General features: G+C 68.2%; 22 protein-coding genes and 1 pseudogene. 12 read left to right on the forward strand and 11 right to left on the reverse strand.

Annotation, left to right across the window (positions count from 1 at the left end; genetic code table 11):
* Positions 1–19 precede the first annotated feature (19 nt).
* From RIB98_10950 to RIB98_10965, 4 genes are read left to right on the forward strand one after another with little or no spacing between them, the layout of a single operon-like run.
* Entirely contained in the window at positions 20–967 is a 948-nt protein-coding gene (locus tag RIB98_10950; GenBank protein MEQ8841491.1) for a 2OG-Fe(II) oxygenase family protein, read from the forward strand.
* Between the two features lie 13 nt (positions 968–980).
* Positions 981–1,742, forward strand: a complete 762-nt coding sequence (locus RIB98_10955; protein ID MEQ8841492.1) for a hypothetical protein — start codon at positions 981–983, stop codon at positions 1,740–1,742.
* Between the two features lie 14 nt (positions 1,743–1,756).
* A complete protein-coding gene (locus RIB98_10960; protein ID MEQ8841493.1) occupies positions 1,757–2,374 on the forward strand; it encodes an EthD domain-containing protein in 618 nt (205 codons plus the stop codon).
* Positions 2,371–3,327 carry an LLM class flavin-dependent oxidoreductase gene (locus tag RIB98_10965; protein ID MEQ8841494.1) on the forward strand — a complete coding sequence of 319 codons (957 nt, stop codon included), beginning with the start codon at positions 2,371–2,373 and terminating at the stop codon, positions 3,325–3,327. Before RIB98_10960 ends, RIB98_10965 begins: the two co-directional genes overlap by 4 nt.
* Positions 3,328–3,339: 12 nt before the next feature.
* On the opposite strand, the gene RIB98_10970 is transcribed toward RIB98_10965, so the two are convergent.
* Together RIB98_10970 and RIB98_10975 are read right to left on the reverse strand one after the other, a co-directional pair.
* A complete protein-coding gene (locus RIB98_10970) occupies positions 3,340–4,995 on the reverse strand; it encodes a glutamine--tRNA ligase/YqeY domain fusion protein (protein MEQ8841495.1) in 1,656 nt (551 codons plus the stop codon).
* A complete protein-coding gene (locus RIB98_10975) occupies positions 4,992–6,005 on the reverse strand; it encodes a TIGR03617 family F420-dependent LLM class oxidoreductase (GenBank protein ID MEQ8841496.1) in 1,014 nt (337 codons plus the stop codon). The genes RIB98_10970 and RIB98_10975 overlap by 4 nt, the downstream gene beginning before the upstream one ends.
* Positions 6,006–6,036: 31 nt before the next feature.
* Between RIB98_10975 and RIB98_10980 the strand changes: the two genes are divergently transcribed.
* The 5 genes from RIB98_10980 to RIB98_11000 all read left to right on the forward strand — a co-directional run bounded on the left by RIB98_10980 (position 6,037) and on the right by RIB98_11000 (position 10,386).
* Complete coding sequence (locus RIB98_10980; GenBank protein ID MEQ8841497.1) at positions 6,037–7,188, forward strand: CoA transferase; 1,152 nt, start codon at positions 6,037–6,039, stop codon at positions 7,186–7,188.
* Positions 7,189–7,247: 59 nt separating this feature from the next.
* The gene (locus RIB98_10985; GenBank protein ID MEQ8841498.1) at positions 7,248–7,913 is read left to right on the forward strand and encodes a DUF2975 domain-containing protein; all 666 of its coding nucleotides are present in this window, start codon (positions 7,248–7,250) and stop codon (positions 7,911–7,913) included.
* Positions 7,913–8,116, forward strand: coding sequence for a helix-turn-helix transcriptional regulator (locus tag RIB98_10990; GenBank protein ID MEQ8841499.1), 204 nt, complete (start codon positions 7,913–7,915; stop codon positions 8,114–8,116). Before RIB98_10985 ends, RIB98_10990 begins: the two co-directional genes overlap by 1 nt.
* A gap of 13 nt (positions 8,117–8,129) precedes the next feature.
* On the forward strand, positions 8,130–8,867 hold the full coding sequence (locus tag RIB98_10995) for an SDR family NAD(P)-dependent oxidoreductase (GenBank protein MEQ8841500.1): 738 nt from the start codon (positions 8,130–8,132) through the stop codon (positions 8,865–8,867).
* An 88-nt stretch (positions 8,868–8,955) separates the two neighbouring features.
* Positions 8,956–10,386, forward strand: coding sequence for a fused MFS/spermidine synthase (locus RIB98_11000; protein ID MEQ8841501.1), 1,431 nt, complete (start codon positions 8,956–8,958; stop codon positions 10,384–10,386).
* A 116-nt stretch (positions 10,387–10,502) separates the two neighbouring features.
* Here the strand turns inward: RIB98_11000 and RIB98_11005 are convergent, their stop codons facing one another.
* Positions 10,503–11,792, reverse strand: coding sequence for an amidohydrolase family protein (locus RIB98_11005; protein ID MEQ8841502.1), 1,290 nt, complete (start codon positions 11,790–11,792; stop codon positions 10,503–10,505).
* An 81-nt stretch (positions 11,793–11,873) separates the two neighbouring features.
* On the opposite strand from RIB98_11005, the gene RIB98_11010 reads away from it, so the two are divergent.
* From RIB98_11010 to RIB98_11020, 3 genes are all read left to right on the forward strand, one after another.
* On the forward strand, positions 11,874–12,509 hold the full coding sequence (locus RIB98_11010; protein ID MEQ8841503.1) for a TetR/AcrR family transcriptional regulator: 636 nt from the start codon (positions 11,874–11,876) through the stop codon (positions 12,507–12,509).
* Positions 12,510–12,537: 28 nt separating this feature from the next.
* Positions 12,538–13,308 (forward strand): acetoacetate decarboxylase family protein, encoded by a 771-nt coding sequence (locus RIB98_11015; protein MEQ8841504.1) that lies wholly within the window; start codon positions 12,538–12,540, stop codon positions 13,306–13,308.
* A 122-nt stretch (positions 13,309–13,430) separates the two neighbouring features.
* Positions 13,431–15,197, forward strand: coding sequence for a family 43 glycosylhydrolase (locus tag RIB98_11020; GenBank protein ID MEQ8841505.1), 1,767 nt, complete (start codon positions 13,431–13,433; stop codon positions 15,195–15,197).
* A 13-nt stretch (positions 15,198–15,210) separates the two neighbouring features.
* On the opposite strand, the gene RIB98_11025 is transcribed toward RIB98_11020, so the two are convergent.
* From RIB98_11025 to RIB98_11060, 8 genes and pseudogenes are all read right to left on the reverse strand, one after another.
* Entirely contained in the window at positions 15,211–15,717 is a 507-nt protein-coding gene (locus RIB98_11025) for a nuclear transport factor 2 family protein (GenBank protein MEQ8841506.1), read from the reverse strand.
* The gene (locus RIB98_11030; GenBank protein ID MEQ8841507.1) at positions 15,707–17,500 is read right to left on the reverse strand and encodes an ABC transporter ATP-binding protein; all 1,794 of its coding nucleotides are present in this window, start codon (positions 17,498–17,500) and stop codon (positions 15,707–15,709) included. The genes RIB98_11025 and RIB98_11030 overlap by 11 nt, the downstream gene beginning before the upstream one ends.
* Positions 17,500–19,200, reverse strand: coding sequence for an ABC transporter ATP-binding protein (locus RIB98_11035; protein ID MEQ8841508.1), 1,701 nt, complete (start codon positions 19,198–19,200; stop codon positions 17,500–17,502). The genes RIB98_11030 and RIB98_11035 overlap by 1 nt, the downstream gene beginning before the upstream one ends.
* 195 nt (positions 19,201–19,395) lie before the next feature.
* A pseudogene (locus RIB98_11040) lies at positions 19,396–19,752 on the reverse strand (glutathione peroxidase).
* Between the two features lie 199 nt (positions 19,753–19,951).
* Positions 19,952–20,200 carry a MoaD/ThiS family protein gene (locus RIB98_11045; protein MEQ8841509.1) on the reverse strand — a complete coding sequence of 83 codons (249 nt, stop codon included), beginning with the start codon at positions 20,198–20,200 and terminating at the stop codon, positions 19,952–19,954.
* A complete protein-coding gene (locus tag RIB98_11050) occupies positions 20,200–22,440 on the reverse strand; it encodes a xanthine dehydrogenase family protein molybdopterin-binding subunit (protein ID MEQ8841510.1) in 2,241 nt (746 codons plus the stop codon). The genes RIB98_11045 and RIB98_11050 overlap by 1 nt, the downstream gene beginning before the upstream one ends.
* Complete coding sequence (locus RIB98_11055) at positions 22,437–22,934, reverse strand: (2Fe-2S)-binding protein (GenBank protein ID MEQ8841511.1); 498 nt, start codon at positions 22,932–22,934, stop codon at positions 22,437–22,439. Before RIB98_11055 ends, RIB98_11050 begins: the two co-directional genes overlap by 4 nt.
* The gene (locus RIB98_11060) at positions 22,934–23,791 is read right to left on the reverse strand and encodes a xanthine dehydrogenase family protein subunit M (protein MEQ8841512.1); all 858 of its coding nucleotides are present in this window, start codon (positions 23,789–23,791) and stop codon (positions 22,934–22,936) included. Before RIB98_11060 ends, RIB98_11055 begins: the two co-directional genes overlap by 1 nt.
* Positions 23,792–23,819: the final 28 nt, after the last annotated feature.

A 23,819-nucleotide genomic window follows, 5' to 3' on the forward strand; every position in this document is an offset into this window, starting at 1 on the left:
TGCGATCTACGGTTTGGGAATGGAGCTCGTCCCCACCGTCGACCTACGCAAGCCATCGGGCGTGTCGCTCGAGGCGCTCGACGCGGCCTGCGCCGATCACGGCTTCTTCCTGCTCGAGGGTCATGGCCTCGACGATCTGATCGAGCGGACCTGGGCCGACACCCGGGCGTTCTTCGACACCGATCGGGCGAACAAGGAGGCAATCCGTCGCAATCCCGAGGCGATGCTCGGCTGGTACGACCGCGAGCTGACGAAACGCAAGCGTGACCACAAGGAGGTGTTCGATTTCATCGACCCGGCCATTCCCGACGACCGCAGCCCCAACCGCTGGCCCGCCGCCCCCGACTCGTTCCGGGCCACGATGACCGACTTCTTCGACGCCTTCGCCGCGCTCGCGGCCGACACGCTCTCGCTGGTGCAGGCCACCCTCGGCCTCACCCCCGCCGTGGCGGCCACCCACCCGGCCCATCGCACCACCAGCAGCGTCCGCCTCAACCACTATCCCGTGGGCGATCCGGTCCCCGCCGACGACCGTGACGGACTCAACCCGCTCGGCGACGTCGCCCTCGGACACCACACCGACCCCGGCGTGCTCACGCTGTTGCTCCAGGACGACACGGGCGGTCTCCAGGCCGAATCCCACGAGCACGGCTGGATCGACGTCGAGCCCCGGCCGGGCACGATCGTGGTCAACCTGGCCGACACGATGCAGGTCTGGACCAATGATCGCTATCGCGCCGCCGTGCACCGGGTGACCCCGATGACCGATCGCAGTCGCTACTCGATCCCGTTCTTCTCCAACCCCCCGCGGGATTGTGTGATCGAACCGATCCGCGAACTCGCCGCTCCGGCGGCCCGGTATCGCTCCTTCACCTGGAAGGAGTTCATCCGGGGCCGATCCGAGGACAACTTCGCCGACTACGGGGCCGACGACGTCCAGATCAGCGACTTCGCCATCGCCCGGTGATGGACACCGCCCGATGACGGAGATCCTCCTGGGCACCATCGTGCTCGAGCCCAACCGATGGTTCGGAGTCACCCAGGACACGTGGGCCACCACCCGCGTCAGCGACTGGCTCGACGCCATCGCGGCCGCCGGTTTCGACGGCATCGAGCTGTGGGAGCCGCACTTTCGCGACGCCGATGCCACGGAGCAGCAGGCGATTCTCGACCATCCGCTGCCGATCGCGGTCTACAACACCTATGTCGGTTTCGATGACGACGACGATGCGGATCGGTACGCGGCGGCCGAGACGGTCCTGCGCACGGGAGCCCGGAAGGTGAAGTGGAACACCGGCGCCGAGCGCGACGACGGCGCCGCCGACGGGTACGCGGCGCGACTCGAGCGCTGGGCCGCCCTGCTACCGGGGGTCGAGCTGGTCTGCGAGTGCCACGACGGGTCGGCCATGGACGATCCCGCGGTGGCGGCGCGGGTGCTCGCCGCGGGCAGCAACGCGCTGGTCCACACCCACGACGACCTCGACCTGCTGCGAGCCAAGTTCGCCGCTTACGGCGAGCGCATCAGCCATGTCCACGTGAACCACCTGTTCACCGGCTCACCGAAGCTCGCCGACATCCGCGACGAGCTCACCGCCAAGATCGCGCTGGTCCGCGAGCTCGGCTTCGACGGCACGTGGACGCTCGAGTTCGTGCACGGCACCGGCGGCGACCACGACGCGCCCGACCCGATGCTCGCCCAGGCGGTCGAGGACCTCGCCGTGCTGCGAGAACTGCTCGGCTGAACGGCGTGCGGCTCATGCTCCACCTCGTCGCTCGTGACGGCGTCGATCTCGGTCCGGTCCTGGCCGAGACCCCCGACTCGCTCACGGCGCTGGCCCGCGATCCCGTCTGCTTCATGGGCGCGGCCTCGCCGTTCGCCGGGGCCGTCGAGTCCGCCGTCGAGCATCACGACTCACTCGTCGAGTTCGCACACACGCTCGGCGAGCTGGTCGACCCGGCCCGGTCGATGGCGATCGCCGGCCGCGACCGCGTGTTCATCGCTCCCGCCGCGCCGACCCCCGTGCGCTACCAGTATCTCATGCACCGACGCGACGACTTCAGCCATGGCGACTATCTCGACCGCTACGAGTCGATCCACTCCGACTTCGGACTGCGCACGCCCAACATCGAGGGCTATGTCCAGCTCCACGTCGACGTCGACGACTCGCGAGACCTCGGGTCGGCGACCGGCCTACGGGCCGACCCCTGCGATTCGATGTCGGAGCTGCACCTGCGGTCGGTCGAGCACTTCCTCGAGGGGATCATCGCCGATCCCGAGATCGGGCGACTCGCCGCCGAGGACGAGGAGCGCTTCGTCGACCGGCCCCGTTCGTTCGGCTTCGCCCACCACGTCGTGCAAGGCTCTCGCCCATGATCATCCTGCGCTTCGACTTCCGCCTCGGTCCCCAGTCCACCGCAACGATGGCCGACCTCTACGGTGCGTCGCTCGAGATGTGTGAATGGGGAGAGGCCAACGGGGCGATGATGGGGATGTTCTCCGAACACCACTCGTCGAGCGACGGCTACCTGCCCTCGCCGCTGGTGATGGCGGCGGCGGCCGCCGCCCGCACCTCCACGCTGTCGATCAATGTCGGTGCGCTGCTCGCCCTCATGTACGACCCCGTGAAGCTCGCCGAGGACATGGTGGTACTCGATCACCTCAGCCGCGGCCGGGTCGGCTACACGCTCGGGCTGGGCTACCGGCCCGAGGAGTACGCCATGTTCGGCGTCGACGCGTCGCAGCGCGGCGCGATCATGGACGAGCGGATCGGTGTCCTGCGTCGCGCCCTCGCCGGTGAGCGGTTCGACTGGGAGGGACGCACCGTCGAGGTCACCCCGGCGCCGTTCACCGACGGCGGACCGATGCTCTCCTACGGCGGCGGAACCCCGGCGGCCGCCCGCCGGGCCGGCCGGCACGCAATGATGTTCCTGCCCCAGCACGCCGACCCGGCGCTGGCCGAGGCCTACGACGAGGCCGCCGTCGCGGCCGGCAACCCGCCCGGCCTGTGCATGGCACCGGGCGCGGGCTCGCCGACCTCGGTGTTCATCGCGGAGGATCCCGACGCCGGCTGGGCCGAGATCGGCGAACACCTGCTGCACGACGCCCGCATGTACGGCCAGTGGCTGGGGTCCAACGCCTCCGCTTCTGGTTCACAGGCCACCACGGTCGACGCACTGCGGGCCGAGAACGGCCCCTACCGGATCGTCACGCTCGACGAGGCTCGGGCCCTGCACGATCGGTTCGGCGCACTGGCCTTGCAGCCGCTGTGCGGTGGCCTTCCGCCCGAGATCGCGTGGCGTTATCTCGAGCCGTTCGCCGACCTCTGACGATTCCGGCGCTCAGCGACTCTGGCGCTTCTGGATGTTGGCCCACTCGTCGCGCAGACCCACGGTGCGGTGGAACACGAGCGGTTCGTCGAGGTCGCGGGCGAAGTAGCCGAGGCGTTCGAACTGCACGACCTCGCCGCGCGGTGTGTCGGCCAGGATCGGCTCGAGCTTGCAGCCGCTGCGGACCTCGCGCGAGTTCGGGTTGAGCGATGCCAGCGGATCCTCGCCGTCGGCGCCGGGGTGCTCGTCGGTGAACAGTCGATCGTAGAGCATCACCGTGGCGTCGACGGCGTGGTCGGCCGACACCCAGTGGATCGTGGCCTTCACCTTGCGGCCGTCGGGGGCCTGACCGCCGGCCGTCTCGGGGTCGTAGGTGCAGAGCAGGCGGGTGGGCTCGCCGTCGGGACCGGTCTCGACCTCGTCGCAGGTGATGAAGTAGCCCGCCCGCAGCCGCACCTCGGTGCCGGGCGAAAGTCGGTAGAACTTCTTGGGCGGGTCGATCATGAAGTCGTCACGCTCGATGAACAGTCGCCCACTGAACGGCACCTCGCGGGTGCCGGCCGACTCGTCCTCGGGATTGTTGATCGCGTCGCGAACGTCCTTCTCGCCCTCGGGCCAGTTGGTGATGACCACTTCGAGCGGGTCGAGCACGGCCATGCGCCGCAACGCATGGGCGTTGTGGTGGGTGCGCACGAACGATTCGAGCAGCTCGATCTCGTGGGTGCCGTTGACCCGGGCGATACCGATGTGGGACGCGAACGCCCGGATGGCCTCGGCGGGATAGCCACGGCGACGCAGGCCGCGGATGGTCGGCATGCGGGGGTCGTCCCAGCCGTCGACGAGGTTCTCCTCGACGAGCTGGAGCAGCTTGCGCTTGGACATCACCGTGTGGGTGAGGTTGAGGCGGGCGAACTCGGTCTGGCGCGGGCGGTCGGCGGGTAGGCCGAGCTGCTCGATGAACCAGTCGTAGAGCGGGCGGTGCGAGTCGAACTCCAGGGTGCAGAGCGAGTGGGTCGTGCCCTCGATGGCGTCGCTCTGGCCGTGGGCCCAGTCGTAGGTGGGGTAGATCTTCCAGGTGTCGCCGGTGCGGAAGTGGTGGCTGTGGCGGATGCGATACATCACGGGGTCACGCATCTGCATGTTCTCGTGGTTCATGTCGATCTTCGCTCGCAGCACGCGGGAACCCTCGGGCGCATCGCCGGCCTTCATCGCCGCGAACAGCTCGAGGTTCTCCTCGACGCTGCGGTCACGCCACGGGCTGTCGACGCCCGGCTCGGTGAACCCGCCGCGGTTCTGCGAGATGGTCTCGGCGTCCTGATCGTCGACGTAGGCCAAACCCTTCTCGATCAGCTCCACCGCCCACGCATGGAGCTGGTCGAAGTAGTCGGACGCGAACGTGGGCTCGCCCGGCTCGAATCCGAGCCACCGCACGTCGTCCTGGATCGCCTCGACGAAGCTGGCGTCCTCGGTATCCGGGTTCGTGTCGTCGAAGCGCAGCACGCAGGTGCCGTCGAACTCCTCGGCGACGCCGAAGTTCAGGCTGATCGCCTTGGCGTGACCGATGTGCAGGAAGCCGTTGGGCTCAGGCGGGAAGCGCGTCTGCACCCGGCCGCCGTAGGGGCCGTCGGCACAGTCGCTGGCGATCTTCTCGCGGATGAAGTCGGTCACCGGTTCATCGTATGCAGCCCGGCCACGACCTCGGCGAAGTGCTCGGGGTCGGGGGCGCGGTTGTTCACCAGGCTGACATGGTCGCTGATGCCATCGAGTCGAGCTGCGATGGCGGGCGCGATCTCATGGGGCTCACCCACGACGGCGATCGTCTCGATGAGTTCGTCGTCGATCAAACCAGGCATCTCGTCCCACCGGTTCTCGCGGGCCATCTGATTGAGCACGGGATGCAGATCGCCGTAGCCGTGGAGCTCGAAGACCGGCAGGTACGCCGGTGTGGTGGCGTAGAACGCAAGCTGGCCGCGCACCGCTTCGAGCGAGCGGTCGTACTCCTCCTCGGTGCGGCCCGTCACCACGATGGTGACGCAGACGACCTCGACGTCGGTCGCCGCTCGACCGGCACGGGCCGCGCCGTCGGCGATGGCCGGCAGCGTGAGCTCCAGCAGCGATCGGCGGGTGTTGACCGGGTGCACGAGGAAGCCGTCGGACACCTCACCGGCGACACGGGTGGAGAGAGGACCGAAGCCGGCGGTGAAGATCGGCGGCGGACCATGCGGATTGGGACCCGGATCGAACGCCGGGATCATCCGGGTGTGGGTGTAGAACTCGCCCTCGAAGCGCAGCCGCTCGCCGGTCTCCCATGCGTCCCAGATGGCCCGGATGGCCTCCACCATCTCCTTCATCCGGGCGGCCGGCTTCGACCACGGCATCGAGTAGCGCTGCTCGATGTGGGGTTGGATCTGCGAGCCGAGCCCGAGCACGAAACGTCCACCCGTGGTGGCCTGGAGATCCCAGCCGGTGTTGGCCAGCGTCATCGGTGTGCGGGCGAAAGCGATTGCGATGGCCGTGCCCAGTTCGATCCGGTCGGTGTGTTCGCCCGCGATCGCCAGCGGCACGAACGGGTCGTGCTTCGCCTCGAAGGAGAACGCCCGGTCGTAGCCGATGCGTTCGAGCTCGGGATAGACGTCGCGCGCCAGTCGTGGGTCTTCGGTCGGGACCGTGATGCTCACATGCACGAGCAAACTCTGCCAGATTGCGAAGGTGACCAAACCACTCCCCCTCGCCGGCACGCGGGTGATCGACTTCTCCCGGGTCCTCGCCGGTCCTCTGATCACCCAGAACCTGGCCGACCTCGGCGCCGACGTGATCAAGATCGAGCGGCCGGGTCACGGTGACGACACCCGCATCTGGGGACCGCCGTGGCACCCCGGCGACGACGGCGGGCAGCACTCGACCTACTACGAGTCGCTGAACCGGGGGAAGCGTTCGATCGTGCTCGACCTGTTCGACGACGACGACCTCGCGTTCGCCCGGTCGCTGGCCCGCTCCGGCGATGTCGTGGTCGACAACTTCCGACCCGGGTTCATGGCGGGCCGCGGCCTCGACCGCGCCACGCTGGCCGTCGAGAGCCCGGCGGTCGTCACCTGCACGGTCACCGCGTTCGGCGAGGACGGGCCGGCGTCGACCCTGCCGGGCTACGACCTGGTCGCCCAGGCCATGGGCGGGCTGATGCACATGACCGGCGAGGCCGACGGTCGGGCCAATCGGGTCGGGGTGCCCATCGTCGACATGACCACGGGTCTCTACGCAACCATCGGCCTGCTCGCCGCGTTGACCGAGGCGACCCGCACCGGCGAGGGGCGGCATGTGTCGGTGAGCCTGTTCGACACCGCGCTGGCGGCGCTCGGCAACCACGGCACCGCCACGACGATGGCCGGCGCCGAGCCGCGCCGCGATGGCAACCGTCATCCGTCGATCGCCCCCTACGAGTCGTATCGCACCGCCGATGGCGACATCATCATCGCTGCCGCCAACGACAAGCTGTTCGCCGGAGTGGCCGCTGCGCTCGAGCGGCCGGACCTGCTCGACGATCCCCGCTTCGTCGACAACCCCACGCGTCGGGCCCACATCGACGAGCTGTCCGTCGAGCTCGAACGGACGTTGACGACCGACTCGCGCGATGCCTGGGTCGAGAAGCTCCGCAGTCACCAGGTGCCGACCGGCCCGATCAACTCGATCCCCGAGGCTCTGGCCTGGGCCCAGGAAGTCGGCATCGATGCGACGATCACCCGCGGTCGCTACACCGGCATCCGCTCGCCCATCGTGATCGACGGCGAGCGGCTCGACACGACGCTGCCACCACCGCTGCTCGACGAACACGGCCCCGCCGTTCGCCGCGAAGCCGAGCGCTGAAGCGCTGACCAGGGGTTCTTATTGACAAACGATATGGCGCGAGTTTATCGTTTCTCGATATGACAACGACACGCTCGGAATCGGTTCTCAAGGTGCTCGACACGCTGCTGGCCATCGCTCGAGTCATCCTGATCGTCGTGACCGCACTCTCCGTCGTGCTGGCGATCCTCACGCTCTTCCGCACGACGACCACCACCCTGTCCGGCACCACCGACGCGATTGCGATCGAACAGACCACGCCGAGCGGGAGGGTCGCGACGCACGACCCGTCCACCAACACGACGACGTTGGACGAGGGTCCTCCCATCGGGGACCTGCCCGATTTCGGGGCGGCCGCGGTCTCGATCGAGATCGAGGACCCGGTCGTGCGCTCGGTTGCCGTGTTCGTGATCGCGGCGTGGCTCGGTCTCGGCTGGTTCGCCGTCACGAACGTCCGGGGCATCACGCGGGCATCCCTCGCCGGAACGCCGTTCACCATGGACAACGCCCGCCGACTCCAACGCACCGGTGCCGCGGCGGTCGGCTACGCCGTGATGCTGGTCGGCGTGCCGCTGTTGATGGACGCACTCCTGTCTCGGGTCGACCTGCCCGTCGACGGATTTCGGCTCGACGGCGGCGGGGGCGATGCATGGCTGTGGCTCATCGTCGGCCTGCTGATCATTGCGATCGCCGGCGCCGTCGAGCGGGGTGTCGAGCTGCAGGAGTTCGAGGAGACGACCATCTGATGCCGGTGATCGTCAACCTCGACCGAATGCTCGACGCGCGCGGAATGACACTCACCGAGTTGTCCAACGCGGTCGGCATCACCCTTGCAAATCTCTCGATCCTCAAAACGGGCAAGGCCAAGGCCATCCGGTTCAGCACCCTCGAGCTGCTGTGCGACGTGTTGGACTGCGAGCCGGGAGATCTCCTCGGCTACGAGCCATGACTAGGGTCGCGCCATGTTCGATCTCTCAGGCAAGACGGCGCTCGTCACCGGGGCCGGCCAGAACATGGGGGCCGGTATCGCCCGTACCCTGGCCGGACAGGGTGCGCACGTACTGGTCAACGACCTGTTGGCCGAACGGGCCGACGAGATCGCGGCGGAGATCGTATCAGGCGGTGGATCGGCGGCGGGACTGGCGTTCGACGTCACCGACCTCGGCGCGGTCTCGGCGGCGACGGAGGGCCATCGCATCGACATCCTCGTGAACAACGCGGGCAACGGCGGGGCCGAGGGAATGCGTCCGACCAAGTTCGCCGACATGGACCCCTCCGATTGGGACGGTCCGATCGAGGTCAACCTGCGGGGCGTGATGAACACGTGTCACGCCGTCGTCAACGGCATGATCGAGCGCTCGTGGGGCCGGATCATCACGATCTCCTCCGGGGCGGGCGCCTCGGGTGTGGGCATCGGCGTCGCCCCCTACTCCGCGGGCAAGGGCGGCGGTCTCGGCTTCATGCGCTCGTTGGCGCTCGAGATCGCGGCCACCGGCGTGACCGCCAACAGCGTCGCCCTGGGCCTGATGAACAACGCCGGCGGCAGCGACATCACCGCTGCCCTCGCCAAGTCGGTGCCGGTCAAACGCCTGGGCACCCCCGACGACGTCGGCGCGATCTGCGCCTACCTCGCCTCGGAGGAGGCGAGCTGGCTCACCGCCCAGACCATCAACCTCAACGGCGGCTCCATCACCTCCTAGTTCGGGGTCAGACCCCCGTTGCGGTTGATGTCGCACGTCGAACTGCAACGGGGGTCTGACCCCAAAAGCAACGGTTAGCCTCGGCACGATGTCGGAGGCACGCGCACGAATACTGGTGTTCTGCACGTCGGCGGCGGTGCTGGTGCTGGAGATCCTGGCGGGGCGGTTGATGGCCCCGTACGTGGGCGTGTCGCTCGAGACGTTCACCGCGATCATCGGCACGATCCTCGCCGGCATCGCCATCGGCAGCGCCATCGGCGGGCGGCTGGCCGACCGCTACGACCCCGCCGCGCTCATCGGCCCGGCGCTTGCCATCGGCGGCGCGCTGGCGTGGTGGTCGCTCTGGATCGTCGGGGTGCTCGGCCCCGAGCTCGGCAGCGAACCTGCGGCAATCGTGGTGCTCGCGACCGTGTCGTTCTTCGCCCCGGCAACCGTGCTCACCGCAATCAGCCCGATGGCGGCCAAGCTGAGGCTCAACTCGCTGGAGGACACCGGCAAGGTCGTCGGTGGCCTGTCGGCCTTCGGCACTGCCGGTGCCCTGTTCGGCACCTTCATCACCGGCTTCGTGCTCGTCGCCGCCGCGCCGACGCGGCCGATCGTCATGATCGTGGGGGCGCTCCTGGTCGCGTGGGGCCTCTTCGAGACCGTTCGCGTCTCCCGCAAGGCGCCCAGCGCGACGCTCGTCGTGGTGCTGCTGGCGTCGTTCGGCATCGGTGCGACCGCCGATTCGCCGTGCGAGTTCGAGTCGGCCTACTTCTGCGGCCGGGTCGTGGGCGACGAGGAGGACGCGTCGGTGCGCTACCTCATCCTCGACACGCTGCGCCACGCGGCCGTGGACCTGGACGATCCGACCAACCTGGAGTTCCGCTACATCCGCCTCATCGCCGATGTGATCGACTCGACCAGCGAGGGGCCGATCGATGCGCTCCACCTCGGTGGCGGCGGATTCTCCGTTCCCATGTGGGTCGAGGCGACCCGGCCCGGCTCCTACAACCAGGTGCTCGAGATCGACGACGTCCTCCTCGACGTGGCCCGCGACGAGCTCGGGTTCGCGACCGGACCGGACATGGAGGTGACCATCGGCGACGGTCGCCTCGCCTTCGACGATCTCGCGGACGACTCGTTCGACGTCGTCGTGGGCGATGCGTTCGGCGGCCAGGCCGTGCCCTGGCATCTGACCACGACCGAGTTCATCGCCAGCGTGGACCGAGTCCTGCGCGACGACGGCATCTATGTGATGAACATCATCGACGGCGACCAGAACCGGTTTGCCGAATGGGAGGTCGCCACGCTGCGCGACAACTTCGACTTCGTCGAGGTGATCGTCCACCCGGACGGCATCGACCGGCAGGTACGCAACCAGATCCTCGTTGCGTCCGATCAGCCGATCCCGGACTTGTCGTTCGACCCCGCCGACGGACTGCTGGTCGACGACGTCGACGCGTTCATCGACGGCGGCAAGGTCCTGCGCGACGACTTCGCACCCGTCGAGCAACTCGCCGCCAACCCCACCAGCTGAGCAGCCTTCGTCGAAGGCGGGGTCGGGGGACGGTGAGGGTTCCCCAGAACTGGGGGTGTTCGACGGGACAGGTGTCTGACACCCCTGGGACAGGTGTCTGACACCGTTGGGACGGGTTACTCGGGCCAGTCGATGTTGTAGTCGTCGAACCAGAAGCGGGCTTCGCGGATGGCGTTCTCGGGGGTGCGCAACGAGAGGTCCTGGTTCAGGCTCTCGGGGGTGGGGCCGATGTCGGCGGCGATCTTGGTGAGGCCGTCGATGTCGAGGTCGTAGCAGCGCACCGCGTTGAGACCGAGCAGGAGCCGGGTCTCCTCCACCGGGATCTGCTGGAAGTCGGTCTGGAGGCGTTCGACCGTGTTGGGCCACGAGCCTTCGGGATGCGGATAGTCGGTGCCCCACATGAGCGCGTCGATGCCGTTGACGTAGCGACGGCGGAGCTCGACCTTGCTCATGGTGGACGCACCGACGAACACGTTGGTGCCGACATACTCCGACGGCAGGCGCTGGATGAGGTCCTTGGTACGGGAGGCCATCTTCTTGACCTTCCAGTTCTTGCCGCCGAACATCGCGTCGGCCTTGAACAGCAGGTCGCCGAGCCACCACGAACCGCACTCGACGGGGGCGTACTTGAGGTTCGGGAACTTGTCGAACTTGCCGGCGAGCAGCAGCTGCCACAGCGGACGGTGGGTCCAGAAGGCGACCTCGAGCATGTACTGGGCCATGTTCTCGTTGTAGGCCTCGGTGTCGGCTTCACCCGAGTGGGTGTGGACGACCAGTCCGGCCTCGGCGCACGCCGCCCAGACGGGGTCGTAGCTCTCGTGGCCGTACGACGGCTTGTCGTGCCACATCGTGGGGATCATGATGCCGCGGATGCCGGGCTTGCCCGACAGCGCCTCGATCTCCTTGACGGCCTCGTCGACGCCATGGGTGATCGGCACGAGGGCCACCCCCGCCCGGCGGGGCGGGTTGGTGGCGCAGAACTCCTCGAGCCAACGGTTGTGGGCACGAGCACCGGCCCAGGCGAGCTTGGGATCGGTGATGGCACCGGCCGAGAGACCCGCACCGAACGGCGGCGACTCCATGCCGGTGACCGCGTCGCCGTCGGCGAAGATGATCTCACCGGCGACCCCATCGGCGTCGAGGGTCTTGTCACGGATGGCCGGGTCGTAGGCGCCCTTGAGACCGATCTCGTTCTCGCTCTCCCACTGCTCGACGTATTCGCCGTTCATCTCCTCGACCATCGCCCGGTGTTCGTGGCGGGTCGCCAGCCAGGTGTCGAACTCGGCGTGAACCGACGAGTCGAGATACTCGCGATAGTCCTCGACGAAGAGTCCGGCGTGGGTGTCGGAGGACACCACGATGTAGGGGTTGTTGCTCTGATCGATGCCCTCGAGTGGGTTCGGCATGGCGAGTGATCCTGTCGTCGGCGGGCCGGACGGGTCGGCCCTTCTTGCGGGATGACTAGAACACTGTCATAGTTCCTCTCGGTGAGCAAGACCGGTACCACCGGCCGCCGGGCCGGACTCGACCGCGACGACATGGTCGCCGTCGCGCTCCGACTCGTCGAGAACGAGGGTGCGTCCGCGCTGACCATGCGTCGGCTCGCCACCGAACTCGATGTCACGACCACGACGATCTACTGGCACGTGGGCAGTCGCGACGAGCTCGTCATCGAGATCATCCGCCGTCAATCCGAACGCCAGGCGGAGCGGCCGATCGAGGGAACCACGCCGAGCGAACGCGTCATGTCGGCCGCTCGCAACGTCTGGATCAACGCGCTCGAGAACCGAGCGATCACCTCGCTCGCCCACCAGACCGGCACGACGTCGCTGCTCGAGCATCCGCAGGAAGTGGCGCTGGCCCGTGAGCTCGAGGCGGCGGGACTCACCGGCCCCTCCGGTGCGGACGCCCTTCGCTCCATTCTCACCACCGTGGGCGGCTTCCTCGTGCGAGCGCTCCGCAACGAATCGGCCATCCCCGAGGCGCGCCGCAGCCCCGCACTGTGGGCGACGACCGACGCCGACGTCGACCCCCGCACCATCGCTGCGCTCGGCGGTCCGGTCGATCTCGACAACCTGTTCGAGTCGACGCTGCAAGCCATCGTCGACCACCACGTTCAATGAACAACCAACACCGCCTCAGGAGGCACTGATGTCCGACACTGCCGAAGCCCTCAAGTCCAACCCCGGAGAGATCGCCGGCTGGCCCAAGCTCGTCGTGAAGTACACGACCGACGAGTCGAACATCGCGCCCTTGCTCCCGCCCGGTCTCACCGCACTCGACAACGTCGTCCAGGTCGGGATCTACTGCATCCCGATCCTCGACGAACCCGAGTTCGGCTGCAGCATCAAGGTGTCGGCCGAATGGCAGGGCGTCGCCGGTCAGTACAACCTCGGCATGGGCATCGACCAGGAAGCCGCCGTGCACAACAGCGGCGAGATCAACGGCCAGCCCAAGTTCCTCTGCGACATCGACTACTTCCGTCTCGGCGACCGCGTCGGTGCCCGGGCCACCCACCAGGGCTACACCTTCGTCGAGTACGCCGGCACGGTCACCGGTCCCGGCGACGTGGTCGAGGGCGACTTCACCGAGCACGAGTGGTGGACCAAGTACTCCCGCGGCATCGGCAACGTCGAGAAGACCTACGACTTCGCACCGGTCGTCGTCGACGTGGCGACCACCTTCGAGCAAAAGCACGTCGAGAACCTCGACGGCGAGCTGATCCTGCGGGACAGCCCGTGGGACCCGGTCGCCCGCTACCTCCCGTGCAACGACGTCGTGTCGGCCCAGCTCGTCACCCACCAGGCCAAGGCCCGGAACATCACGAACGCCGGACCCCTCGACCCCGACGCGTTCTGGCCCCACGCCGACACCATCGGCGGCAGCCGCTGGCCGGGCGAGCGCGGCGGCCCGCGCCGTTAGTCGACCCCGCCACATCAGCCCGCGGAAAGAACTGCGGCATCGCGTTCTAGTGTCGTGCCCACGAATCTCTCCGGATGGCGAAGGAGGCGGCGATGATTCGGGGGCGGATGTGGTGTGGATCGATGTCGATCAGCGGAGCGCTGATCGTCGTCGCGGCGTCGGTGCTGGTGGCGCCGGTCGGCGCCTACCCGGGGTCGCCTTGGTTCGCACCGGAGCGGCCCTACGCCGGCAACTTCCCCGATCCCCATGTGATCTTCGACGCCGCGACCACGACGTACATCGCCTACGGCACCAACACCGGCGGCGCCACGATGCCGACGATGCAGTCCGCCGATCTCGTCACCTGGACCGCGAAGGCCGACGGGATCTCCACGCCGAGCTGGGCCGCGTCCGTCGGCGGTGGCGCCGAGCTGTGGGCACCGTCGGTGCACCGGATGCCCAACGGAAAGTGGAACGCCTATTACTCCGTGCGCCAGTCCAACGGATCGACGCCGCGCTACTGCATCACCGTCGCCACGGGGACGCGCGCCCTCGGCCCGTTCGTCGACAACAGTGAGGAACCACTGACCTGCGGCTACGGCCCCGCCGGCGCGATCGACCCGTGGGTCTACATCGACGGCGCCAACGATCCTTGGCTCGTGTGGAAGACCGAGAACCACGCGGCCGTCGAGATCGCCGATGACGACGCCCACTTCCCGCTCACCGAGGAACTCATCGCCGAGCGCGAGAAGGCGAGGGAGGATCTGGCCGAGGGGGACCCACCCCTCCCGCTCCGGGTCCTGCCCGCCACCGCCGACGCGATCTGGTCGCAACGACTCGATCCGACCGGGCTCGCGTTCCACCAACCCGACGATGTCGAGGCCGAGCGCTCGAGGGCGTCGATCCTGTTGACCGCGAACTCGGGAGGCTGGGAGGACAACCTCATCGAGAGCCCGGCCCTGTTCACGGCCGGCGGCCGCCTCCACCTGCTCTACAGCGGCAACCGCTGGGATTCGCACGAGTACGCCACCGGCTGGGCGACCTGCAGTTCGCCGGCCGGTCCCTGCGCACGAGCAATCAGCGGGCCACTCGTTCAGCACGGCGGCGACATCAACGGTCCCGGCGGCGCGTCGGTGTTCACCGATCGTCTCGGCGATCTCCGCATCGCCTATCACGCGTGGAACGCGCCCCACGTCAGCTATCCGCGCTATCCGTCGTGCGATGACGACGGCGACGGCATCTGCGCCGACGACGGTCAACGGTTCCTCGAGATCGACCAGCTCTGTGTCCTGCCCAATCGATCGCTCCACGTGGGCGTCCCGGCCGGGTGGGCGTTCTGCGATGTCGAGCCGTCGAGATGGTTCGGGCCCGGCGTGGCGTGGATGGCCACGGAGGAGATCACGACGGGCATCAGCGAGGGACGTTTCGCCCCCAGCCGCCCGCTCACGCGGGCCGAGGCGGTCACGTTCCTGTGGCGATGGGCCGGTGAGCCGGCGGCGAGTGTGCCGGCGCCGTTCACCGACGTCGAGGCCGACCGCTACTACACGAACGCGGTGGCGTGGGCCGCCGAGGTGGGCGTGATCCGGGGCACGACACCCACCACGTTCTCACCCGACGACATCATCGACCGTGCCCAGATCGTCACGATCCTGCACCGCGCCGCCGGCGAGACACCGCCCGTCGAGCCCAGTCCGTTCGCCGACGTGCCCGTCGACAGCTACTACTCGCTGGCGGCCACCTGGGCCGCCGAGGTCGCGCTCACCACCGGCGTGACCCCCACCGAGTTCCAGCCGTCACAGCCGACCACGCGCGCCCAGATCGGCACGTTCCTGTGCCGCTTCTCGGGCACACCCGTCGAACCCGAGACCGGCATCGTGGGCGCCGCGGCGCCGTGCGGCGAGCCGGCGTGACCCGGCTGCCCGGTCAGGTCTCGTTCGTGAACCAGTCGGACATCAGGGTCAACCCCTCGACGCCGGCGCGGGGGTACATCTCCTCGAAGATGCGGCGATAGCCCGTGGACTTGATCCGCCAACCCTCGTCGGTCTTCACGTAGTCGTCGTAGTAGAACGCGGCGCCGTGGATGTTGACGTCGTGCTCGCCGACGATGACCGAGTCCTCGAGCTTCCAGATGCCCGACGCGGTCCCGTCACCGTGCAGGGTGATCTCGGGATGGTGCACGGCGTGGCTGGACAGGAATCTCTCGGACCCCATCGACTCCTTCAGGAACGTGATGACCGCCTCGATCCCGTCGAAGCTGTACTTCCCGTCGCTGTAGCGGGCCACCACATCCTCGGTGAGCACCGTCCGCATCTCGTCGAACTCGTGCTGGTCGAGCACCCGGAGGTACTTGTACTTCAACTGCTTGATGAGTTCGATTTCGACAAGACCTTCAGGGGTGAGGTCTTCAGGAGTGAGGGCGTCAGGAGTCATGGCCCAATCCAACCACCCATGCGGTGTACAGGTCGAAATAGTGACCACCGGCGGCGACCAGCTCGTCGTGCGTACCGAGTTCGACGAGGCGTCCGTCGGCCACCACCGCCACTCGATCACACCGTTCCGACGTGGACAACCGATGGGCGATCGCGATGACCGTACGGCCCTCCATCAGCGTCTCCATCGCCGTTTCCACGGCGGCTTCGGTGCCGGGATCGACCGACGACGTCGCCTCGTCGAGGATCAACACCGCCGGGTCGGCCAGCGCGGCACGGGCCAGTGACACGAGCTGCTTCTCGCCGGCCGACAGCCGGCTGCCGCGCTCCTGCACCTCGGTGGCCAGGCCGTGGGGCAGTTGTTCGAAGCGATCGAGCACCCCGATCCGCTCGACCGCAGCGCGCACCTCGGCGTCGGTGGCGTCGGGGCGGGCCACCCGGATGTTGTCCGCGATCGTGCCCGAGAAGAGGAAGCCCTCCTGGGGGACGACCACCACCTCGTTGCGCAGTGACCGCAGACGCACGTCACGCAGCCCCACGTCGCCGATGCGCACCGCTCCCCCGGTGGGGTCGTAGAAGCGGGCGATGAGCTTGGCCATCGTGGACTTGCCGGCCCCGGTCGGCCCCACGAACGCCACCCGCTCGCCCGGCGCGATCTCGAGATCGATGGCGGACAGCACGGGATCACCACCGGCGTAGCCGAACTCGACATCCTCGAGCACGATCGGCTCACCGACCGGGAAGTCGACGCCGTCGGCCGGCTCGTCGATCTCGATGTCCTCGTCGAGCAGCCCGTAGACCTTGTGGAGGGCGGCGGTGGCCGACTGCACCATGTTGAAGAGCTGACTGAGTTGCTGCACCGGCTCGAACAGGGTGCTGAGCAGGAGGATGAACGCCACCAGGGTGCCGATCGTGAGTCGCCCCTCGCTCACCATCCAGCCGCCCACCCCGAGGGCGAGGGCGGTGGTCGCGGCGCCGGCGAACTCGACGATGGGCAGGTACCAGCACTGGATTCGCACCGAGTCCATGTGGGTGCGGTAGAGCGTGAAGTTCGCGGTGGAGAAACGGCGGGCCTCGACGTCCTCACGGGCGAAGGCCTGCACCACCCGCACACCGCTGATGCCCTCCTGCAACGACGACAGCGTGTCGCCGATGCTCTCGCGCACGGCCAGATAGGCCTTGTTCGAGTCGCGCTGGAACTTCACGCTGGCGATCGCCACGAACGGCACCGAGATCGCGCACAGCAGCATCAGCTGCCACGACAGCAGCATCAGGACCACGAACGAGCCGAGCAGCAACAACGCCGCGCTGGTGAACATGATCAACCCGAACTGGACGAGCTCCTGCAGCGAGTCGACATCCGAGGTCATCCGCGAGACGAGGACCCCGGCCTTCTCGCGGTCGTAGAACGACATCGACTGGCGCAGCAGCGAGTCGAACACCCTCACCCGCATGTCGCGCAGGAAGTGCTCGCCCACCCGGGCCAGCAGGATGATGGCGCCGCGGTAGCAGGCGTAGCTGACGATCGCGACGACGACGTAGAGCGCAATCGACAGGTTGAGCTGACCGGTGTCGTTCTTGTCGATGCCCTCGTCGATGCCGCGCCGCACCAGTAGTGGTCCGGCCAGCAGCATCGCCGTCCAGATGACGATCAGGCCGGCGGCCGCCAACGCGTCGCGCTTGTAGGGCAGCACCATCCGGGCCGTACGACGCAAGACCTTTCCGGTGGCCTCCAGGTCGAGCTGGTCGTCGGGATCGGTGGCGTGTCCGAGCGCCCATCCCATCAGCGCGCCGCTCCGTCGGTGGGGCGATCGACGGCGAGCACTTCGCGATAGCGCTCGTTCGACGCGAGGAGTTCGGCGTGAGTGCCGTCGGCGGCCACGCGGCCCTGGTCGAGCAGCAGCACCCGGTCGGCCAGCGCGATCGTCGCCGGGCGATGGGCGATCACGATCGTGGTGCGATCCTCCATGACCAGGCCGAGCGCATCGCGGATCTCGTGCTCCTTGGTGGGATCCACGGCCGAGGTGGCGTCGTCGAGGATCAGCACCCGCGGGTCGGCCAGGATCGCCCGGGCGATCGCCAGCCGCTGCCGCTGGCCGCCCGACAGCGAGAACCCCCGCTCGCCGATCTCGGTGTCGTAGCCGTCGGGCATCTGGGTGATGAACTCATCCGCGCCGGCCAGGCGGGCCGCCTGCTCGACCAGCGCCCGGGAGGCCTCGGGATCGGCGAATGCGATGTTGTCGCGGATCGTCGAGGAGAAGAGGAAAGTCTCCTCGAACACGATGCCGACCGAACGGCGCAGCTCCTGGCGACCGACCTCGCGCACGTCGACCCCGTCGAGCAGGATCTCGCCCCGGTCCACGTCGTAGAACCGGGGCAGCAGACGGGCCACCGTGCTCTTGCCCGAACCGGTGGCGCCGACCAGCGCCACCGACTCGCCCGGCTCGATCACCAGGTCGAGCCCGTCGAGCACCCCGGTGTCGGTGCCCGGCTGGTAGTCGAACGACACCGCACGGAACTCGACCCGACCGAGCGGGCCCTGGTTCGTCGACGCGGTCGGCAGGTGCTTCGGGCGAACCGGATCGACGATCTTCGGAGCGGTGGACAGCACCTCGCTGATGCGTTCACCGGCCGCCGCGGCTCGCTGGCCGTTGGCCACGATCATCCCGAGCATGCGCAACGGCTGCACCAGCATCATCACGTAGATGTTGAAGCTGACGAGCTGGCCCACGGTCATGTCCCCGTTCAGCACGAGGTGTCCGCCGTAGGCGAGCACGGTGATGAGACCGATGTTGGGCAGGATCTCGATCGCCGGCATGAAGCGGGCCCGGATCACCGACGAACGCATCGACTCCTCGAAGACGTCGTCGGCTTCTCGCCGCAGCTTGGCCGCCTGCACCGGCTCGGAGCCGAAGCCCTTGACCACCCGCACCCCGGAGACGGTCTCCTCGACCACGGCGGAGAGCTGGGCGGACTCCTGCTGGACGGCCAGCACCGCCGGATGGAGTCGTTGGGCGAACCGACGGCCCAGCACGTTGACGAAGGGCAGTGACACCAGCGCCAGTAGGGCCAGGGTCGGCTGGATGATCAGCATGATCACCGTCACCGAGCAGACGATGAGGAAGTTGCCGAACGTGAGCGGGATCAGCACCACGACGTTCTGGAAGTGCTGGAGGTCGGTGTTGCCCCGGCTCATCAGCTCGCCGGTGGCGTTGGCGTCGTGGAAGGCGAAGTGCAGCCGCTGCACGTGGGCGAAGATCCGGTCGCGGAGCTTCGCCTCGATGATGCGGGCATTGCGGAACGCGAGATAGCGGCGGACACCGAGGAACACGGCCGACACGAGGCCGGCACCGAGGATGAGCAGCACCCACGTCAGCAGCGGACCGTCGTCGCGTACGCCGCGATCGAGGCCGAGCTGCACCATCAACGGCACGGTGACCCGGCCGGCCGTCCACGCGATCGAGGCGAGCATGCCGAACAGCACGCCCCACTTCTCGTCCTTGGCCGTCTCCCAGATGAGCCGCCAGCCGTCGCGGCCGGTGGAGTCGAGCGCCCCGCCCGCCGGTCGAAGCTGGTCGGACGCGTGCTCGGATGAAGATCCAGTCAGCGTCGTTCCCTCCCCGAACCGATTCGCCCCTCCGGAGTATGGTCGCTCCGGAGGGGCCGGTGGTACTCGGTTTCAGCCCAGGAGTGCCGGCAGTTGCTCGGCGATCTCCTCGGGGGTGACCGTCGGCGAGAAGCGGGCGACCACTTCGCCGTCGGCGTTCACGAGGAACTTCTCGAAGTTCCAGGTGATGTCGGAGGAGTCGCCCTCGCCGGGCTGCTCCGCCTTCAACCAGTCGTAGAGCTCGCAGGCACCGTCGCCGTTGACCTCGATCTTGTCGAACATCGGGAAGTCGATGTCGAACTTCTCGGTGACGAAGGCGCGGATCTCCTCGTTGGAGCCGGGCTCCTGCGCACCGAACTGGTTGCACGGGAAGCCCAGGACCTGGACCCCGTTGTCGTCATGATGAAGCGTACGCAGACCTGCGTACTGAGGCGTGAGGCCTCAAGCGGAGGCGACGTTGACGATGAGCACGGCGCGGTCGGCGAACTCACCGAACGACACCTGGTCACCTTCGAGTGACGCCATTTCGAAGTCGTGGAAACGACTCATGGATCTCCCTTGTGGCACGGGGACCGTCCCCGGCGCCCTGTCATCGTACCCGTGGTCGTCGAACCCGTGAGACGGGCCGTCAACCGCCGGCGATGGGCGCGAGGAAATGGATTTCGGTGGTGGGCCCGACCCGGGCGTAGATCGTGCCCTGGGGTTGGAGTTCGCCGTCGATGGCGACCGACGATGCTTCGCGCAGGATGGGGCCCAGGCCCGCGAACCGCTCGGCCAGCGCGTCGATCACCGCGCCGACGGTGGCCCCGTCCACCTCGAGCTCGCGCACGCCGTCGGTGAAGGCGGCGTGGTTGGCCTGGAGGTGGACGAGCGCCATCAGCGGTTGTTGAGCGCCTTCAGGACGTTGGGCGGCGACATCGGCAGGTCGGCCATCCGCACTCCGGTGGCCCGGGCGATCGCGTTGGCCAGGGTGCCGATGGGCGGCACGATGCCCGTCTCGCCCACGCCGCGCACGCCATAGGGGTGGCTCGGGTTCGGGACCTCGACGATGATCGTCTCGATCATGGGCAGGTCGGACGCCACCGGCATCCGATAGTCGAGGAAGCCGGCGTTCTGCATGACGCCCTCGCCCGAGAAGATGTACTCCTCGTTGAGCGCCCAACCGATGCCCTGGGCCGATCCGCCCTGCATCTGGCCCTCGACATACGAAGGGTGGATCGCCGTGCCCGCGTCCTGCGCAGCCGTGTAGCGCACGATCGTGACCTCGCCGGTCTCCTCGTCGACCTTCACGTCGGCCAGGTGCGCGGCGAACGACGGACCGGCACCGGCCGCGTTGAGCGACGCAGTGGCCGTGAGCGGGCCGCCGGTCATCTTCGCGGCCCCGGTGATCTCGGCGATGGTGACGGGTTCGGCGCCCTCCGACGGCGGTCCCTCGATCACTGCGGCACCATCGACCCAGGCAACCTGGTCGACATCGACACCGCGCATCACGGCGGCCCGCTCCTTCAGCTGTTCGATGAGGTCGCGGCACGCGTTGACCACGGCCATACCGGTGGCGAACGTGGCGCGGCTGCCCTCGGTGATGTCGGTGAAGCCGACCGATTCGGTGTCGGCGATGATCGGAGTGATCCGGTGCACGTCGAGGCCGAGTTCCTCGGCGGCCATCAGCGCCATCGAGGCGCGGCTGCCACCGATGTCGGGGCTGCCGGTGATCACGGTGGCGGTGCCGTCCTCGTTGAGGTTGACGGTGGCGCTCGACTGTTCGCCGATGTTGAACCAGAAACCGGTGCCGAAGCCACGGCCGACGCCCTCGGGCACCGGCGAGTTGTAGTGCTCGCTGTTCTTGATCGCTTCGAGCGTCTCGATGAACCCGATCTTCGGATGCGGCGCGCCCATCGCGGTCGGGTCGCCCTCGACCACGGCATTGCGCAGCCGCAGATCGATCGGATCGACGTCGAGCTTCTCGGCGATCTCGTCGATGAGTGTCTCGATGGCGAATGCCGCCTGCGGTGCGGACGGTGCCCGGTAGGCGGCCGACTTCGGGGTGTTGTCGACCGTGCCGATGGCCATCAGATCGAGGTTGGGGAACCGGTAGGACGCGATCGACATCGCACCGGTCAGGGCGGCGTAGCCCTTGGCCGAACCGTTGCTGTAGTGCAGCGTGCCCTGGATGGTGGTGAGTTCGCCGTCGTTGGTGGCGCCCATCTTGATGTGGATCTTCGAGGCCGGCGCCGGTCCGGTGGCTCGCAGCACCTCCTCGCGCGACATGACGATCTTCACCGGGCGGGACGCCTTCTGGCTCAGGCGCACGGCGATCGGTTCGAGATAGATGGTGGTCTTGCCACCGAAGCCGCCACCGATCTCGGCGGGGGTGACCTTGATCTTGTCGGTGCCCCAACCCAGGATCTTGGCCGTCTTCGAGCGCACGGCGAAGTGGCCCTGCGACGACGCCCAGATGGTGGCCTTGCCGTCCTGGCCCACGTCGGCGATGCAGGCGTGGGGTTCGATGTAGCCCTGGTGCACGGCCTTGGTCGTGAACGTCCGCTCGACGATCAGGTCGGCCGCTTCGAAGCCAGCCTCCACATCACCGCGCTGGAACGGGCCGACCGACGCGATGTTGGACGGCTCCGTGTCGCCGGTGAACAGCGTGCGGTTGGTGGAGTTGGCGATCGGGGCGCCATCAGCGATTGCCTCGTCGATGCTCAACACCGCGGGCAGTACGTCGTACTCGACCTTCACCGCCGCCGCGGCGGCGCGCGCCTCGGCGAGCGTGGTGGCGGCCACGGCGGCCACGGTGTGGCCGTTGTAGAGCACCTCGTCGCGGGCGATGTTGTTGATCGCCTCGTCATGGGCCGAGTCGGCCGGGTCGATCGCGGGGAAGTCGGCCCCGGTGACCACGGCTTTGACACCGGGCATCGCCTCGGCCGCGCCCGTGTCGATCGACACGATCCGGGCGTGGGCGTGCGGCGAGCGCACGAGCACACCCCGGAGCTGACCGGTGAGGTTCAGGTCGGCCGCGAAGCGGGCCTTGCCGGTCACCTTGTCGAGACCGTCGTGACGGACCGGACGGGTGCCGACGTACTTGTACTTCTTGGGGGGATTCTCGGTGGCGGTCACTTGGATGCTCCGTTCGAGGTCGATCCTGAGAGTTGGACGGCTGCCTCCTGGACGGCGTGGATGATCTTGTCGTAGCCGGTGCAACGACAGAGGTTGCCGGCCAGTCCGTAGCGGATCTCGGTTTCGGTGGGCGAGGGATTCTCCTCGAGCAGGACCTTGGCGGCCACGAGGATGCCCGGGGTGCAGACGCCGCACTGCAGTGCCGCTCCCTCGAGGAACGTCTGCTGGAGCGGATGGAGGTGGTCGCCCTGGGCGATGCCCTCCACGGTGCCGATGCTGCGGCCCTCGGCCTCGGGGGCGAACATCAGGCAGGCGCAGTTGAGCTTGCCGTCGACGGTGATCGAGCAGGCCCCGCAGTCGCCGGTGCCGCACCCCTCCTTCACGCCGGTCAGGCCCAACTCGTCGCGCAGCGCGTCGAGCAGCGAGGTGTCGTCGTTGGTGAGGAAGTCGACCTCGTCACCATTGACCGTGCAGTTCACATGGGTGCGTGACATCAGGAGGCTCCTCCGGCTCGGGCGGCGGCAATGGTGGCGGCCCGCGTGGCGAGCACGCCGGCCACCTGGCGGCGGTATTCGATGGTGCCGCGCTTGTCGTCGATGGGGTTGCAGGCGGCGGACGCCGCCTCGGCCACCGCGGCCAGCGCCGCGGCGTCGAGTGTCGAGCCGACCAGCGCCGCTTCGGCATCGGGTACCCGCACTGCGGTGGGAGCGACGGCGCCGAGCACCACGCGGGCGTCGGTGCAGGTATCGCCGTCCATCGTGAGTCGCACCGCCACGCCGACCACCGCGATGTCCATCTCGGTGCGGGGTATGAGACGGAGGTAGGCATCGGCGGTGTGGGCCGGCGGTGCATCGATCTCGAACTCGACCACGAACTCGTTCGCGGCCAGGGAGGTCTGACCGGGTCCGGTCACGATCTCCTCGACCGGCACCGTGCGCTCGCCGTCGCTCCCGGCGACCACGGCGCGGACCCCGTTGGCCACGAGGGCCGGCACCGAATCGGCGGCGGGCGACGCGTTGCAGAGATTGCCGCCCCAGCTCGACCGGTTCTGGATCTGGTCGGACCCGATGAGGCCACTGGCCTCGCTGAGTCCGGGAAAGGCTGCGGTGAACGACGCATCGGCGGTGAGCGTCGACGTGGGTGTGGCCGCACCGACCGTCCAACCGCCACTCGTCTCGGTCGCACCGACCAGACGATCGATCCTCTTGAGATCGACGAGAACGGACGGTTCGGGGCGGCCCGATCGGATCTGCGGAATCAGATCGGTGGCCCCGGCGAAGACCCTGGCATCGTCGTCGGACGCAAGGAGTCCGACGGCCTCGTCCACCGTGGTGGGTGCAGCATATTTCATGAGCCGAAACCTAGTGGCTGGGCCGGCA

Source organism: Acidimicrobiales bacterium (assembly GCA_040219515.1).
Taxonomy (GTDB): Bacteria; Actinomycetota; Acidimicrobiia; order Acidimicrobiales; family Aldehydirespiratoraceae; genus JAJRXC01.